The organism is Bradyrhizobium sp. SZCCHNR1043 (assembly GCF_032489675.1).
Lineage (GTDB): Bacteria > Pseudomonadota > Alphaproteobacteria > Rhizobiales > Xanthobacteraceae > Bradyrhizobium.
In genome coordinates this window covers 119,564-135,602 of record NZ_JAUEYN010000009.1, presented here as the reverse complement: position 1 = coordinate 135,602, position 16,039 = coordinate 119,564, and the positions used below count along the sequence as shown (strand labels likewise).

At 65.7% G+C, this 16,039-nt stretch carries 13 protein-coding genes and 1 tRNA gene; 4 read left to right on the top strand and 10 right to left on the bottom strand.

The window, feature by feature from the left end; genetic code table 11:
• Nucleotides 1–135: 135 nt before the first annotated feature.
• The 7 genes from QX039_RS17150 to QX039_RS17120 form a co-directional block, all read right to left on the bottom strand.
• Nucleotides 136–759, bottom strand: coding sequence for a nicotinate-nucleotide adenylyltransferase (locus QX039_RS17150; RefSeq protein WP_315740744.1), 624 nt, complete (start codon nt 757–759; stop codon nt 136–138).
• A 66-nt stretch (nt 760–825) separates the two neighbouring features.
• Nucleotides 826–2,115 (bottom strand): glutamate-5-semialdehyde dehydrogenase, encoded by a 1,290-nt coding sequence (locus QX039_RS17145; protein ID WP_315740730.1) that lies wholly within the window; start codon nt 2,113–2,115, stop codon nt 826–828.
• A 74-nt stretch (nt 2,116–2,189) separates the two neighbouring features.
• Nucleotides 2,190–3,326 carry a glutamate 5-kinase gene (gene proB / locus QX039_RS17140; RefSeq protein ID WP_315740731.1) on the bottom strand — a complete coding sequence of 379 codons (1,137 nt, stop codon included), beginning with the start codon at nt 3,324–3,326 and terminating at the stop codon, nt 2,190–2,192.
• Nucleotides 3,327–3,469: 143 nt separating this feature from the next.
• Entirely contained in the window at nt 3,470–4,540 is a 1,071-nt protein-coding gene (gene obgE / locus QX039_RS17135; RefSeq protein ID WP_315740732.1) for a GTPase ObgE, read from the bottom strand.
• Between the two features lie 127 nt (nt 4,541–4,667).
• Nucleotides 4,668–6,782 (bottom strand): hypothetical protein, encoded by a 2,115-nt coding sequence (locus tag QX039_RS17130; RefSeq protein WP_315740733.1) that lies wholly within the window; start codon nt 6,780–6,782, stop codon nt 4,668–4,670.
• Between the two features lie 19 nt (nt 6,783–6,801).
• Entirely contained in the window at nt 6,802–8,037 is a 1,236-nt protein-coding gene (locus QX039_RS17125) for a phosphatase PAP2 family protein (protein WP_315770537.1), read from the bottom strand.
• A gap of 117 nt (nt 8,038–8,154) precedes the next feature.
• A complete protein-coding gene (locus tag QX039_RS17120) occupies nt 8,155–10,077 on the bottom strand; it encodes an adenylate/guanylate cyclase domain-containing protein (protein WP_315757165.1) in 1,923 nt (640 codons plus the stop codon).
• Between the two features lie 494 nt (nt 10,078–10,571).
• Between QX039_RS17120 and QX039_RS17115 the strand changes: the two genes are divergently transcribed.
• Nucleotides 10,572–11,489 carry a DMT family transporter gene (locus QX039_RS17115; RefSeq protein WP_315740834.1) on the top strand — a complete coding sequence of 306 codons (918 nt, stop codon included), beginning with the start codon at nt 10,572–10,574 and terminating at the stop codon, nt 11,487–11,489.
• Nucleotides 11,490–11,526: 37 nt separating this feature from the next.
• On the opposite strand, the gene QX039_RS17110 is transcribed toward QX039_RS17115, so the two are convergent.
• The 3 genes from QX039_RS17110 to rplU all read right to left on the bottom strand — a co-directional run bounded on the left by QX039_RS17110 (nt 11,527) and on the right by rplU (nt 13,043).
• Complete coding sequence (locus QX039_RS17110) at nt 11,527–12,117, bottom strand: GNAT family N-acetyltransferase (RefSeq protein ID WP_315740833.1); 591 nt, start codon at nt 12,115–12,117, stop codon at nt 11,527–11,529.
• Nucleotides 12,118–12,257: 140 nt separating this feature from the next.
• Nucleotides 12,258–12,527: a 50S ribosomal protein L27 gene (gene rpmA, locus QX039_RS17105; protein WP_008961804.1), complete on the bottom strand. Its 270-nt coding sequence runs from the start codon at nt 12,525–12,527 to the stop codon at nt 12,258–12,260.
• Nucleotides 12,528–12,659: 132 nt separating this feature from the next.
• Nucleotides 12,660–13,043 carry a 50S ribosomal protein L21 gene (gene rplU / locus QX039_RS17100; RefSeq protein WP_315740832.1) on the bottom strand — a complete coding sequence of 128 codons (384 nt, stop codon included), beginning with the start codon at nt 13,041–13,043 and terminating at the stop codon, nt 12,660–12,662.
• A gap of 374 nt (nt 13,044–13,417) precedes the next feature.
• Here rplU and QX039_RS17095 point away from each other — a divergent pair, with 374 nt between their 5' ends.
• From QX039_RS17095 to QX039_RS17085, 3 genes are all read left to right on the top strand, one after another.
• A complete protein-coding gene (locus QX039_RS17095) occupies nt 13,418–14,554 on the top strand; it encodes an ROK family protein (protein ID WP_315740831.1) in 1,137 nt (378 codons plus the stop codon).
• Between the two features lie 482 nt (nt 14,555–15,036).
• Entirely contained in the window at nt 15,037–15,696 is a 660-nt protein-coding gene (locus QX039_RS17090; protein WP_315740830.1) for an outer membrane protein, read from the top strand.
• Between the two features lie 240 nt (nt 15,697–15,936).
• Nucleotides 15,937–16,026 (top strand) — tRNA-Ser (locus QX039_RS17085).
• Nucleotides 16,027–16,039: the final 13 nt, after the last annotated feature.

The window sequence follows — 16,039 nt, the reverse complement described above, 5'->3', positions numbered from 1 at the left end:
TGGGGTTAACGGTTTCAACAATCCAGTGCCCCGACTGCCCGGCCCGACATTCTCGACCGGCCGCCCCGCTTCGGACCGTAACGGGACGGCAAGTTCCATGCACATCCGATGCCGCGCGACAGCGAGCGCGGCCGTTCAGAACGACTTCCAACTGCCGTCCGGGTTCCTCAGGCCCGTCGACGACAGGCTGAGCTTGAGGCCGGTGAGGTAGACCCAGGCTGGCGCGGCGCTGTCGGCGAGACGGCTGGCCTGCGCTTCGGGAATGCGATACCGCGCCAGGGCGCGTGCGGCGGGTGCGTTCAGGGCGCGGAAGCTGCGCGGCGGGCGGTCGACCACGGCCATGGGAACCTGGGCCGCGATGTGCTGCCACTTTTGCCAGCGATGGAACTGCGCGAGATTGTCGGCTCCCATGATCCACACGAAGCGCAGGCGGGAGGCGCGCCGGCGCAGATAATCGATCGTGTCGGCAGTGTAGCGGGTGCCAATGACGGATTCGAGACAGCTGATCTCGATGCGCGGATCGGCGGCCACTTTCCGCGCCGCCTCGGCTCGCTCGGTCAGCGCATGCAGCCCGCCATTGTTCTTGAGCGGATTGCCCGGTGTCACCAGCCACCAGACACGGTCGAGCTGCAGCCGCTTCAGCGCGAACAGGCTGATCGCGCGATGCGCCTGGTGCGGCGGGTTGAACGAGCCGCCGAGCAGGCCGATGCGCATGCCGTCGCTGTAGGGCGGCAGCGCCTGGCGGATCGCAGGCCGCATGGCTGTGGCGTCGGTCACGGCGGCCCCCGCCTGCTGCTCGTGTAGCTCAACCACAGGATGCGGCGGTCATGGCCGCGTCTGACCACTGCCGTGAATGCGGTATTTGAAGCTCGTCAGCTGCTCGACCCCGACCGGCCCGCGCGCATGGAACTTGCCCGTGGCGATGCCGATCTCGGCGCCAAAACCGAACTCGCCGCCGTCGGCGAACTGGGTCGAGGCATTGTGCAAGACGATGGCCGAGTCGACCTCGTTGAGGAACTTGTCGGCCGCGGCGTTGTCGTCGGTGACGATCGCGTCGGTGTGGTGCGAGCCGTGCGCGTGGATGTGGGCGATCGCGCCCTCCACGCCGTCGACGACCTTGGCGGCGATGATCGCGTCGAGATATTCGGTGTCCCAATCCTCGTTGCTGGCCGGCTTCACCCGCGCATCGGCCGCCCGCACCGCATCGTCGCCCCGCACCTCGCAGCCGGCGCCAATCAGCATGTCGACCAGCGGCTTGATCTTGTCGGCGCTGGCGCGATCGACCAGCAGCGTCTCTGCGGCGCCGCAGACGCCGGTGCGTCGCATCTTCGCGTTCAGCACGATCGACTTGGCCATCTCGAGATCGGCGGCGCCATCGACATAGACGTGATTGACACCTTCGAGATGGGCGAACACCGGCACGCGCGCCTCCGCCTCGACGCGCGCAACCAGGCTCTTGCCGCCGCGCGGCACGATGACGTCGACGCCGCCGTTCAGGCCCGACAGCAGCAGCCCGACCGCGGCGCGATCGCGCGTCGGCACCAGCGTGATCGCGGCCTCCGGCAGGCCGGCTTCGCGCAGGCCATCGACGAGACATTCATGGATGGCGCGGCAGGAGCGGAATGAGTCCGAGCCGCCGCGCAGGATCACCGCATTGCCGGACTTCAGGCACAGCACGCCGGCATCGGCCGCCACATTGGGACGACTTTCGAAGATCACGGCAATGACGCCGAGCGGCACCCGTACGCGCTCGATGGTCATCCCATTCGGCCGCTGCCAGCTCTCGGTCACGACGCCAACCGGATCGGCGACGCCGCGTACCACGGCGATGCCGTCGGCCATCGCGGCGACGCGGGCCGGGGTCAGGGTGAGGCGATCGAGGAAGGACGAGGTCATGCCGGCCGCCTTGGCCTCGGCAACGTCCTCGGCATTGGCGGCGATGATCGCTTCAGTGCGGGCGCGGATCCGCCGCTCCATCGCCTCCAGCGCGCGGTTCTTCTGCTCGGCCGGCGCCAGCGACAGCACGCGGGCGGCCGCACGGGCGCGCTTGGCGAGGTCGTTCATCAGGGCGGGCAGATCGGCGCTGCCGTCGATGGCTTTCAAAGGCGCGGTCATGGGCTTTTCAACCTCGAATTAAGGCTCTCCAGTAGCACGGAACGAGGCCGTTTGCGAACGCCGGTGCCTTGGCCTCAGGCTGGGCCGGCGCCCGCCGGGCCGATCACCAGGTCGTCGCGATGAATCATCTCGGCGCGGCCGGAGACGCCGAGGATGATGGCCACGTCCGGCGACGAGCGACCCTTGATCCGCTCGGCATCATCGGCGTCGTAGGCGACGAGGCCGCGGCCGATCTCATGGGTGTCGGGGCCGCGCACCACGACGGCATCGCCGCGGGCGAACTGGCCGTCGACACGGATGACGCCGGCCGGCAGCAGGCTCTTTCCGGCGCGCAGTGCGGTCACTGCGCCGGCATCGATCGTCAGCGTGCCCTTCGGCTCCAGCGAGCCCGCGATCCAGCGTTTTCGCGCGGTGACCGGGTTCGCTGGCGTCAGGAACCAGGTGCAGCGGCCGCCATCGGCGATCGCCCGCAGCGGGTGCTCGATCTTGCCGGACGCAATCAGCATGTGGGTGCCGCCGGTGGTGGCGATCTTGGCGGCCTCGATCTTGGTGCGCATGCCGCCGCGTGAGAACTCCGAGGCGGCGCTGCCGGCCATCGCCTCGATGTCGGCAGTGATGCTCTCGACCACGGGGATCAGCCGTGCGTTCGGATCCTGCGCGGGCGGCGCGGTGTAGAGGCCGTCGATATCCGACAGCAGCACCAGCAGATCGGCGCTCGCCATGGTGGCCACGCGAGCGGCGAGGCGGTCATTGTCGCCATAGCGGATCTCGGCGGTCGCGACCGTGTCGTTCTCATTGATGACCGGCACTGCGCGCCATTCCAGGAGCTTGGCGATGGTCGAACGGGCGTTGAGATAGCGCCGGCGCTCCTCGGTGTCCTGCAGCGTCACCAGGATCTGGCCGGCACTGACGCCATGAGCACCGAGCACCTCCGACCAGGTCCGCGCCAGCGCGATCTGGCCGACCGCGGCGGCCGCCTGGCTCTCCTCCAGCTTCAGCGGTCCGCGCGGCAGTTTCAACCGGCTGCGGCCGAGCGCGATCGAGCCTGAGGACACGACCAGCAGCTCGCAGCCGCGGCTGTGCAGCCTGGCGATGTCGGCGGCCAGCGCTGTGAGCCAGGAGGCGCGCACCTCGCCGGCCTCGGAATCGACCAGCAGCGACGAGCCGACCTTGACGACGATGCGGCGGAAATTTTCGAGACGGGGTGCCATGGCGTGAACAGGGTCGGTTCGAGCCCTCGCATCGTGATGAGAGGTGCGTGGCTGACACGCGGTCCCACGGGACGGGGCTCAAGTGTTGATGGATGGCGGCGAGTGTCGCAAGCGAGGGCCTGCGAGGCAAGGTTGGCTTCAGTTCAGCCCTGCGGTGACGTTGGGGCCGCCCATGGCTCCTCGGTCGCCGCGCTCTCGGTCGTGCTCTTGGCCTTGAGGGACACCGGCTGTTCGCCGACCACGTCGGCGAGCTTGCGCAGCGCTTCCTTGACGCCCTCGCCGGTGGCGCCGGAGATCAACAGCGGCGTCTTCTTGGCGGCGCGCTTCAGCCGGTCCCTCTGCTTCTTCAGCTCGTCCGGGTCGACCGCATCGATCTTGTTCAGCGCGACGATCTCCACCTTGTCGGTCAGCTCGCCGCCATAGGCTTCCAGCTCGTGCCGCACCGTCTTGTAGGCCTTGCCGGCATGCTCGCAGGTGGCGTCGACCAGGTGCAGCAGCACACGGCAGCGCTCGACATGGCCGAGGAAACGGTCGCCGAGGCCGGCGCCCTCATGCGCGCCCTCGATCAGGCCGGGAATGTCGGCCAGCACGAACTCGCGGCCGTCGGCGTTCACGACGCCGAGCTGTGGATGGAGCGTGGTGAACGGATAGTCGGCGATCTTCGGCTTGGCGGCCGAGACCTTGGACAGGAAGGTCGACTTGCCGGCATTGGGCAGGCCGACCAGGCCGGCATCGGCGATCAGCTTCATGCGCAGCCAGATCCAGCGCTCCTCGCCGGGCTGGCCGGGATTGGCGTTGCGCGGCGCCCGGTTGGTCGGCGACTTGAAATGCGCGTTGCCAAAGCCGCCATTGCCGCCCTGGGCCAGCACGAAGCGCTCGCCGACCGCGGTAAAGTCGTGGATCAGCGTCTCCCGGTCCTCGTCGAAGATCTGGGTGCCGACTGGAACCTTGAGCACCACCGACTTGCCGCCGGCGCCATGACAGTCCTTGCCGGACCCGTTTCCGCCCCTCTGGGCCTTGAAATGCTGCTGGTAGCGGTAGTCGATCAGGGTGTTGAGGCCGTCGACGGCCTCGATGACGACGTCGCCGCCGCGGCCGCCATTGCCGCCGTTCGGGCCGCCGAACTCGATGAACTTCTCGCGCCGGAACGCAACGCAACCGTTGCCGCCGTCGCCGGAGCGCACATAGACCTTGGCTTCATCGAGGAATTTCATAGGGCTCTAGGTAGGCGAGGCGGGCCTCCGGGGCAACTCAAACCGCCGCGGATCGCGCGGAAAAGCGCAAGATTCCCGCCCCGGTCAGGGCCGAAGGCCGCTCGCGCAGCACCGCGACGACCTGCCGCTACGGCGGCTCGAGATCGCCGCCGCCCCTCTTTGCGATCTCCGCGATGTCGTTCGGGGACGGGACGGCGGTGGGCTGAGGCAAAGCCAAGCCGCCGCGCAATCTCGCAAATTGGCGCGCGAGTTGCGGAGCCGCAGTGCTCGTCCCGATCAGGCGCAGGACGGCGCCGCTCCGGTTACCCCCGGCACGGATTCCGGTGAGGGCGTTGTCTTCGTCACAGGGCAGCACGTAATCCGGACCGATGCGGTGGCCGCCGCGGGGCCGGCCCGCCGATGAATAAGGCGTCTTGCGGCCATCCGCCACCACGTACCCGCCTGCAACATGGACCCGGTGCTTCTTGCCGGTTGCGATCCCGTTCAGCGTCCCAAACCGATCCAACAGCGATCCGGTCCGATCGAACTCCCCGTCGATGCGCGTGCAACTGGCCCCAGCCGACCGGGTTTGCTCCCAGTTGGAATCGACAAAATGCGAGCGCTTGGCCCCCGTGCGCGCGCCCATGTTCGGATCGGTGCGCGCCACATAGGCGTGCATTTCGGCGTTTTCGGGAATGCCGTCGACCTTGATGGTCCAGTCGCCGTGCTCGTTGCTGGCCTGATCTTCTGGCCTCACCACGGTCGGGCCGACTTCGAGCAGCCACATCCTGTCTTTGCCCCAGACGATCGGGCCGATCAGCTGAGGGGTGGTGCCGCCCGGCTTCGGAAGCGTTGTTCCGATGACAGCACAGCCTGATGTCAGCTGAACTTTGCCGCTCGGCGACGTCAAGGTGACGGTGACTCCCTGGGCCTCATCGTCCTCCATCCAGATCTCTGCAAAGACCAGCACGGTATTGTCCGGCGGCAAACGCCAGATCCATTCGACGTGCTCGGGCTGCTCGCTGTCGCTGGTGAAGACGACGTGACCGTCGCTGAGATAGGCGTTGCCGGCGGAGAGCACGATGTCGAGCTTCGGCTTGTTGTTCTTGCCGTTGTATTCAGCAACCAGAGCCGACAAGGCGCTCTCGAGTTCTGCCGTGCCGTCATGCGGTCCGGTGGTCGGACCGTAGCTGAGGCTGATGATCACGTTCCTGGTCTTGACCGGGTCTGCAAACGACAGAATGTACTGGATGCCCTGGACGACATAGGTCTTCAGCCACACGCCAGTCGCATCCCGGATACATTCATCGGAGAATTGCACGAACACGACGTCAGCGTCGCACGCAGGATCAGTCGAGGGGCGACCAGGTGTCCAACTCGGCGGATCGCGGCGGTCCTTGCCTGGTTTCGACGGGCCGATACGAGAGGAAATCGGAACAGGCCCCGCCAGGACGTCCATGACATGGCCCCCATGCGAGTCCCGGCGTGCGAGGGTCGTGAACCCGGCGGCTGCGTAACAGCCATCCTCGTCGACGCCATCGGTAGCTGTCGCGTGCAGCGAGATCCAATCGTCGAGTCCGATCTGCTGCGGCTCTATGCCGGCGGCGAAATCGCGTCGGTACTCGAGACCGTAGGCAAAGTCGGTGAGCTCCATTCCGAACTTGCGCGTTCCGATCGCGACCGGCTGCTTATTCTGGTTCTGATCCCAGATGGCTCGGACCCGCGTGCTCAGTGGGCCGCTGGTTCTTAGGAAGCGCGCCGCAGAAAACGGGCAGCCATCGTCCAGCATGCCGATCAGAAGCGGTCCTGGCGCCTCCTTACCTTCCTTGAAGCGGTGGCGGATGGGCGCACTCTTTTGGAATGACTTGGGAGATGACGGTTTGACCGGCAAGGATAACGCGACCCGGTTGACATAATTGCCCCAGACGGACTCGTGCAATGCGCTATCCAGCACCGCACTCGCGCGGCAGCGCATCGTCAGGTACCGCGAGTCTGCCGCATAAGGCGCGAGTTCGATGCCGTACTTTGTCGTGGCGAACTCGGGCTGGGTTGGTTCCAGCTGGCCCGCCACTTTCGCGAAATCTGCGGCCGTTCCAGCCTCTTTCAGCTCGATCAGGAGCAGGAGCCTGTATTTGTCATCGTCGAAACGATCCCATTTTTCCTGGAGGTTTTCCTCGAAGTTCTTGAATTCCGTCGAGATCGCGTATCGGAGATAGGGATCGAAGCATCTCGGATAGCTCTTGGGCGCCCCGGGCTCGGCCATGGCTCGCTCTCCGCATGAATTATGGGTAGCTCGGAACGCCAAATCTGCCCTTCCACTCCGCTTGAGCCTCACACCAGACGTGATGCATCAGAGGGGACTGGGTGACGTTCACGCCGGCAGATTGCGAGAAGTAGAACGGACCCTGGTCGAGATCCTGGGCCGGGACGATCGTGGTGTTGAACGGATTGAAATCCGTCGTCGGGTATTGGTCGATTCCTGCCGCAAGGAAGGTCCGCTTCATGAAGGGCTGGCTCGTCTCGTTCCCATTGCAACGCCCGACAAAGTACTCGCCCAGGGCGACGCCCAGCATGCGTCCCGCCATGCTGTCAGCCGGAAAGTGGACGCCGGCGATGACGCGGTTGGTCGTGATCCGGGCACACACGCGATCGAGCTGATCGATGACCCATTTGTGCCGCGTCGGATCAAGCTTCAGCAACTGCTTCAACACGTAGGTGACCGCATAGGTCTGCGTCGCGTGCCCCATCGGGAAGCTTCCATGCCCCGGGGTCGTGATCATCGGCTGGACCTCGGCGTTGTATTCGACCGGACGGTAGCAGCCCAGCGCGTGCTTGACGCGCATCTCCACGTAGACGCAAAATTGCAGCACCATGTTGATGAGTTCGAATGTGCGCCGCGTCCGCTCGGCATGGAGGTAGACGATCGATGCCCAGAAAGCGAACTGCGGATCGATCTGCGCCAGGATTTCCGTGGCGCGCTCGTTGCGCAGTTCGGCCCAACTGAGGACCAGGGGGATCTGCTGTTCGAAGGTGGTTTGTGCCGGCCGCTGAATTTCGGCGATCAGCGATCTCTGTCCGGATACGGACGACCATATCTGGAAGGCGTCAGAGCTTGACGGTTGAGAGTTTGCCGTGATGCCCTGGAAGGTGATGCCTTGCAGCATCTCTCCGATAGCAACATAGGCGCGAACCCACGCCTCCCAGCGCTCCATTTGGGCGGGGTCATCGATGACCGGGAGCGCCGGCTCATAAAGCACGAGCGGTTTTTCGGTGACGATGCTGCCCTCGCGCACATGGATCAATGCATCGACCATCACCGGATTGGCATAGACATCGCCAAGCGTGCCGAGTACGGCACCGCCCGCGCCGCCGACGCCACCCGCGCCGCCTGCTCCGCCGGCGCCTCCAGCACCACCCGCGCCGCCTGCTCCGCCGGCGCCTCCAGCACCACCCGCGCCGCCTGCTCCGCCCGCTCCGCCCGCTCCGCCGGCACCACCTGCGCCGCCCAGTTGGCCCATGTCCGCCTCCTATGATTGAGTCAGCTCACAATGGTAGGGTCGTCCTTTCAGTTGCAGTTCGCCGGGCGATACTCACTCAGCTGTCGACCAGTTCACACGCCCGGATCCTTTTCGTCCTCAATGCCGCTTGGAGTTGCCGTTACCGGATGGCAGGCCGGCTAACGCCAGACAGCGCGCCCATTCCCGACCGGTTTCGAGCTGAGCGTTCGGCATGCGGGCAAGATAGGTTTCGACCGTCAGCGTCGGGTCGACCTCCCGCACCTTCGCTAGTGTCGATCGGGCCTCCTCCATTCGGCCCTGCAGCACGAGCGCAATGGTCAAGGCTCGCCACGTCGAGGGGTGCATGCGGTTGAGTGCCAGCGATGAGCGCGCAAGTCTTTCAGCGGTGGCATAGTCATGAGCGGAAAGTGCAGCCGTCGCGCTGAGCGACTCGAAGTAATAGCGCATCGGATCAAGCGGCGAGAGCTCCATGGCGCGCTGGGTCTCGTGCACTGCAGCGGCACCGTCACCCTTGAATGCGTCGACCGTCCCAAGGAACAGCCAGCCGAGCGCGTGGCTGGGGTTTGCGAGGACGGCCGCCTCGCAACGCCTGCGCGCCATGTCGAGGTCCTTGAACAGATGACAGTAGACGAACCCCTCGGCTGCGAGCGCGAGCGCGTCGGACGGGTCGCGATCAAGCGCGGCATGGGTCGTCGCCAGGGCCTCGGCTGCGTCGCGGGTGCGGTCCTCGGACCAGCCTCGTGTCAGTCGCAGGATGTACCAGTGGCCGAGCCAGGCGCGCGGGGCCGCAATACGGCCGTGCCGGTTGATCAGCTCCTCGAGGATATTGCGTGTCTGGAGAAACTCTTCCCTGGTGGACCTGTGCATGAGCTTGATTGCGCCGAGCAGGAGCGAGTAGCTCTCGAGCGTCGGCAGCGGCTGGGTCAGGATATGGTCGACCTCGGCGTCGAACACGGCGAAGTGTACGGCTCGTGCGATGCGATCGGCCATCTCGCTTTCGGGCCGAAGCAAATCCTCGACGGATCCGCTGAGCCGATCCGTCCAGATCACCTGATCGTCGCGGGCGGCGGAGAGCTCAGCAGTCACCATGATCTGGCTGCCGTTGGCCACATAGGCTCCACTGAGGACGTAGGCCGCACCCAGATGCGCCGAGACCTGGCCAAGGTCGCTGGTCCGACCGCGGAACACGGCGGTCGAAAGCCGCGAGATCACCTTGAGATTCGCAGACTTCGACAGGCGCCAGATCACGCCGTCGGCGATCAGGTTGCCGACGTCCACGAGCCCAGGCGCCTCGGTTCGGGCTGCGAATGGAATCACGGCAATGCTCGGCTGCATCGCCGCTCCGTAGTCGCGCCTCCCGGCGATGGTCGGCTGCGGCCCCGGCGGACCGACGCGGTATGCTCGAACCGGCCTGTCAAAGTGCTTCAAAACGCAGTTGCCGAGATCTTCGCAGACCGCGTCGACGCCATGCGTCAATTCGTCACGCGCGGCGGCGCTCCCGATCGTCTCGCCTGGGCTGGCGAGGCTAGCCAGAGCGGCAGCCAGCTCCTCCTGCGCCGATGCGCTTGCGATCGTCTCGCCGGGTCCGGCCAGAGTTGCCAGCCGTGCCGCAAGGTTGACGCCGGTCCCGTAGATGTCGACGCCATCGCTCCAAGCCATTGCGGCGTTGATGCCCGCACGCAAGTGAAGATGTCGATCCTCCGGGAGCCCGGCGTTCTGCGCAGCCGCCGCTCGATGCATCTCGGCAACGGCATTCACGGCATCCCTGACGGTCTCGAAACGAGCAAGCAAGCCGTCGCCAAGGCTTTTCACAAGAGTGCCCTGATGCCGGGGCAATATTTCCGACGCGATCAGGCGGATGAGTTCGGTCCAGCGCTGAACGGTAGCAGCCTCATGCGCGCTCATCAGGCGCACGGATTCGACCACATCGACCAACAGCACCACGGTCTGCTGCAGCACCAGACTTGCCGCAGCATTCCCCATCGCGGGCGGTTCCGCCCGGAGATCCAGCTCGTTCTTGCCCTCCGCATCACTGCTCATATCGGACTCGAAACGGGCGCACGCCCTGTTTCATGACGCGGCGGCCAGCCGAGATGTCGCGCGGGTTCAAGCGATGCGGTGCCGGCGCTGCCCTGCTGCCGACGAATGTGGGTATGGGGATATGCTGCGTTGGCATGACCAGATACTCGAACCGCTTCTAAAGCCGCCATCGCGCGTCAGATTTGGAGCGCCTCGTCCCAAATGCAACTGCATATGATGGGTTTTGCCGAGCGCCCGAATGGTTCAGCAAAATCGCAGGCTGAAGAACCGGATCGAAAAGAAGCTGCAGTATGAGGCCGGGCGAGTGTGGTGCGCCGGAACCCCGGCTCGCTCAATCGTGATCTTGTGATCGGCGCCTGTGTTTGCGCATCTTCCCGCCAAGGGCTTGTCGCGCGCGCTCACGACTCCTAAACGAGCCGATGAAGAAGTGAAGGCCGGGATACCGCGACCATATCGCACCCGGGCTTCAGCCAGAACAACCAGCCCATTGCGCAATGACCCTCCTCTCCCGGATCTCCGTCCAAAACGATGTACGATCGGCGCGGCTGGCCGGCATCGGCCTGATGCTGCTGTCGATCGCGATGTTCTCGTTCGGCGATGCCCTGGGCAAGTTCCTGGTGTCGACCTACGCCGTCGGCCAGCTGCTGTGGCTGCGTGCCTGCGCGGCGCTGCTGCTGCTCGCGCCGTTCATCTGGCGCAACCGAGCCGCCTTTCTGCAGCTCGAGCGTCCCTGGCTACAGCTGGTGCGCGTGATCCTGTCGACGCTCGAGGTCGCGGCGTTCTTTCTCGCCACCGTCTATCTGCCGCTTGCCGACGTCATCACCTACTATCTCGCAGGTCCCATCTTCGTCACCGCGCTGTCGGCGCTGGTGCTGCGCGAGCATGTCGGCTGGCGACGCTGGACCGCGATCCTGATCGGCTTCTGCGGCGTGCTGATCGCGCTGCGGCCCTCGGCGCAGACCTTCAGCCTGCCGGCCCTGATTGCGCTCGGCGGCAGTCTGTCGTTCGCGGTGCTGATGCTGATCACGCGCAGCCTGCGCGCAACGCCGGACATCGTGATGGCGTCGTCGCAATTCGTCGGGACCTTCCTGCTCGGCGCGGCGATGTCCTCGTTCGGCTGGGTGACGCCGACGCCCGGCAGCCTGGTGATGTTCGCGGCCGCCGGCATCATCTCGGTGACCGCGCTGTTCTGCGTCAACCGCTCGCTGAAGCTCGCGCCGGCCTCAGTGGTCGTGCCCTATCAGTACACGATGATCGTCTGGGCCGTGCTGTTCGGCTTCGTCGTGTTCGGCGACGTGCCGCATCCCGCGACGATCGTCGGCGCCACCATCATCATCGGCGCGGGGCTGTACATCTACTTGCGGGAACGAAGCCTGGGGCAGGGACAGGGTGCGGTGAATCCGCCGGCCTGAGATGCCACCCTCCCCTGGAGGGGGAGGGTGGCCCGGCCTAGTTCCGCCGTCCCGCATTGGCCCAGGCCTTCAGCGAGGACCAGACGCCGCGGGTGAGGCGGAAGGCGTCGACCGGGGCGGAGGAGCCGATCACCTCGAAGCGGTGCAGTTCGACGCCGGTCCATTGGAAGCCGCACTTTTCCAGGATGTTGCGCGAGGCTGGGTTGCTGACGCGGGCGTGCCCGATCAGCAAATTGTCCTCGCTCGTCTCGAAGAAATGGTCGATTGCGGCGCGCGCGGCTTCGGTGCCGAAGCCGCGGCCCCAATGCGCAACGCCCAGCCAGTAGCCGAGCTCGGCGCGGCCCGTTGCTGGTCGATTGATCCCGACCATGCCGATCGGCGTGTCCAGATGCTCGATCAGGAAGGCGGTCTCACCCGTCTGTTCCAGCGCGCGAACGAAGCGAGCGGCATCGACCTCTGAATATGGGTGCGGCAGGCGGCGGGTGTTCTCGGCGATAACACGGTCGTCGGCGAGCCGGGCGATGGCAGTCACGTCCGCGAGCACCGGCGCACGCAGCGTCAGCCGGGGGGTCTCGAGGACGCAAGGTCTCGCCTCGCGCAAGGTGGGAGTCGTGATGTCCTGCAGCATGTCGGGCTCCATCGACGCTTCGGGATCAACTGATCAGCGAAAAAGAAAAGGGGAGGCCGGTTGTCCCGCCTCCCCTGGAGCCATCTGGCGCTCCGCCGGTTCATCAGGACCCGGCGGACGCATGTTGTTCCACCGTTATTCTATTCGGCAGCCTGGGCGGCTACCGGCCGCACCGAAATGAACGTGCGGTTGGCCCGGTCATGGAACTCGACGACGCCCTCGATCTTGGCGAACAGGGTGTGGTCCGTGCCCATGCCGACGTTGAGGCCGGGGTGCCAGGTCGTGCCGCGCTGACGCGCAATGATGTTGCCGGGAATCACGCGCTCGCCGCCGAACGCCTTGATGCCGAGGCGCTTGCCCTTGGAGTCGCGTCCGTTGCGGGATGAACCGCCTGCCTTTTTATGAGCCATCGCTCGTCTCCGATCTCGCGATCACCTTTAGCGCGATTCCGCCAAGGGATCATTCACATTTGCTGGGCGCGGACGAAAAATCCGCGCGATGAGGGTTCAAGCCAATGCGGCGCGGCAATCGCGCCGGCACGCTTACTCGGCGGCGTCGGCCGCCAGGACTTCCGCCTTGGCCTTCTTCGGCCGCGGGCCCTTGGTCGGCTTGGCGTTGCCGGTCAGGATTTCGCTGACGCGGATCAGCGTCAGCTCGTCCCGGTAGCCGCGCTTGCGGCGCGAATTCTTGCGGCGGCGCTTCTTGAACGCGATGACCTTGGGGCCGCGCTTGTGGTCGAGCACCTCGACGGCCACGGACGCACCGGCCACGGCGGGCACGCCCAGCACCGGGGTGTCGCCACCGACCACCAGCACTTCGTTCAGCTGCACGATCGTACCGGGCTCACCGTCGATCTTGCCAATCTCGAGCACATCATCCGGGGCGACGCGGTATTGCTTGCCGCCGGTCTTGATGACTGCGAACATCGTTCTCATCCTTCGTGTTCGATCCCGGCCTCGAAGCACCATGGCCCCGGGTCGGCTTCTTGTTCAGTCGTTATGGTTCATGAAGTCCGGCCCGATCGGGACCGGCGTCGCGCCCTTGGGCTCAACACCCGCCGGATACGCGCAACGACAAACGGCGCGAGAACACCCGCGCCGGTCGATCGGGTGCTTATAGCCGGGTCGGCTGACGAGTCAAGGGAAAGGGGCGAATAGGGAGTAGCGCGAGTAGGGAACGCAGGTGGCGGCCAACCTCGATCCCTATTCGCTTCTCCCTATTCGCCATTCGCCTCTCCCGCCGCAACCAAACTGTCGCCTGCGCCGTTGTTCGGGCCAACGCACAGCACGGCAGGGATCCGATGGCCGACGACGTCATGACCACCACGGGCATCGCCCGCCACGGCGCGGCGCGGCTGCCGTCGGTCGAGATCGACAGCTTCAACATCGAACTCAAGGACGAAGATGGCTTCCTCGGCGATCGCGCCTCCAAGGGCGCGTTCCGCAAGATCCTCGAGCGCTGGCGCAAGCCGTTGCGCAAATCCGACAAGGACCCGTTCGGTGACGAGGACAGCGACACCATCAGCAAGAAGGCACTGGACGCAATCCTGGTCGGCGACGACACCGAGGCTTCGGCGGTGGTGCATTCGGCGATCGAGGAATTCGCCCAGGAGCTCGCTTATGTGACCCGGCGCTTCCTGCGCACCAAGGCCTGGGCCAAGACCGAATGCATCGTGGTCGGCGGTGGCTTTCGGGATTCCCGGCTCGGCGAGCTCGCCATCGCGCGCACCGAGATCATCCTCAAGGACGAGGGCTTCGGCGTCGAGTTGGAGCCGATCCGCTACCATCCCGACGATGCCGGGCTGATCGGCGCGCTGCATCTGGCGCCGTCGTGGATCTTCGAGGCCCATGACAGCATCCTCGCGGTCGACATCGGCGGCACCAACATCCGCTGCGGCGTCGTCGAGACCGCCCGGAAGAAGGCGCCGGACCTGTCCAAGGCGTCGGTCTGGAAGTCCGATCTGTGGCGCCATGCCGATGACGAGCCGACGCGGGAAGGCGCCGTCAAGCGGCTCGCCAAGATGCTGAAGGGCCTAATCGAGGAGGCCGATACCGAGGGGCTCAGGCTCGCGCCGTTCATCGGCATTGCCTGTCCCGGCGTGATCAGCGAGGACGGCTCGATCGAGAAGGGTGCGCAGAACCTGCCGGGCAATTGGGAGAGCAGCAAGTTCAATCTTCCGGCCAGCCTGGTCGAAGCGATCCCGATGATCGGTGATCACGACACCGCGGTGCTGATGCACAATGACGGCGTCGTCCAGGGCCTGTCCGAGGTGCCGTACATGCAGGAGTTCGAGCGCTGGGGCGTGCTGACCATCGGCACCGGGCTGGGTAATGCCCGCTTCACCAACCGTCGCAAGGAGAACGGTCGCAAGGACAAGGATGACAAGTCGAAGGACGAGAAGGGCGACGACAAGAAGGCGGCCAAGAAGAAGGATTGAGCGTCGGCGCGGCCGCACCACCGTGTCTCTCGGCGGCCCGGAGGGAGCGATGCTGCGTTGCAGCGGGGTGCCTCCCCGGTCCAAGACGTGCGAAAAACCGCTGTGCAACCAATCGGATGGCCTGAAACCCGGTAACCTTGACTGGTTAGGTTAAGGAACGGTTCACATTGCGATGCACGCGCAGATGGCCCAGGGTCGCCGGCGTCGCTCAGGCCGGCCGGATTGACCCCCGTCTCTTCCGTCGGTTTCCCCAAGATGTAGCGACACGGGACCGCCGGTATGTGTCAGCGTACGGCGGTCCCACCCTCTTGCTTGTCCTTTGTCCTTTTCGACCTCCGCCAGCCATCGCGGCCTGCAACGACCAAAAAATCCTCGGCATGATGCCAGTCCATATTTACAAACCGTCTAGTCGGTTTATAAGAAGACATCCCAAATGGGGTGGGATTTTGACGGCGCGCTCGCGCCCAACGGAGTATGTACAGATGACGATCAGAGGCGCGAGATCTTGGCTGGCCGCCCTGGCGGTGACCGCGCTGGCCTGCGGCGGGGCGCGGGCGGCGGACCTGCCGGCGACCGCGTACAAGGCGCCGGCCTATGCGGCTGCGCCGGCGCCGTTCTCCTGGACCGGCTTCTATGCCGGCGCCAATGTCGGCGGTGCCTTCACCGGCAATGATGGGTTCGCCAATGCTGCGAGCGGCAATGGCGGCAAGCTGTCCGGGGTCATTGGCGGTCTGCAGGCCGGCTACAACTACCAGCTCTCGCCGCTCGTCGTGGTCGGCATCGAGAACGACCTCGGCTTCACCGGCCTGTCGCGCAAGGGCGACCTGGTCAATCCCGCCATCAGTGCGCCCTGGCTGACCTCCGGCCGCGCCCGCGCCGGCGTCGCGCTGCTCGACCAGCGGCTGTTTCTGTACGGCACTGCGGGCCTCGCGGCCGGCGAGCTGAAGGACGGTCCGATCCACAAGGTGAAGATGGGATGGACCGCGGGCGGCGGTGCCGAATGGGCGTTCCTGCCGAAATGGTCGGCCAAGCTCGAATATCTCTACACCGACCTCAAGCACGACGGTCTGCTGGACTGGCGGGCAGCCAAGATCCACACGGTGCGGGCCGGCGTGAACTACCATTTCGACCTGTTCCGCTGACTGCACCAGTGTCGACGGTGTTCGAAGGGCCCACGCGTCAGTCTCGGGCCTTCGGGACGCGCGGGTCGGGCGGTATAGCCGACTGACCCGCGCGAGCGGTTCGCTTCCCCGAGCGGACCGCAACCGGCCTGCGCGCGCCGCGCGACGGTCCGGGGAAAAATTCGGCCGGCTGCCTTGTCACCCCCTGCATCGTGCCCTAGAACGACGCCCGACCCGGGGGCTCGCCCCTGATTTGCGCCTGGAGAGGTGGCAGAGTGGTTGAATGCACCGCACTCGAAATGCGGCATAGGTGCAAGCCTATCGGGGGTTCGAATCCCTCCCTCTCCGCCAGTTCCTCCCTCGG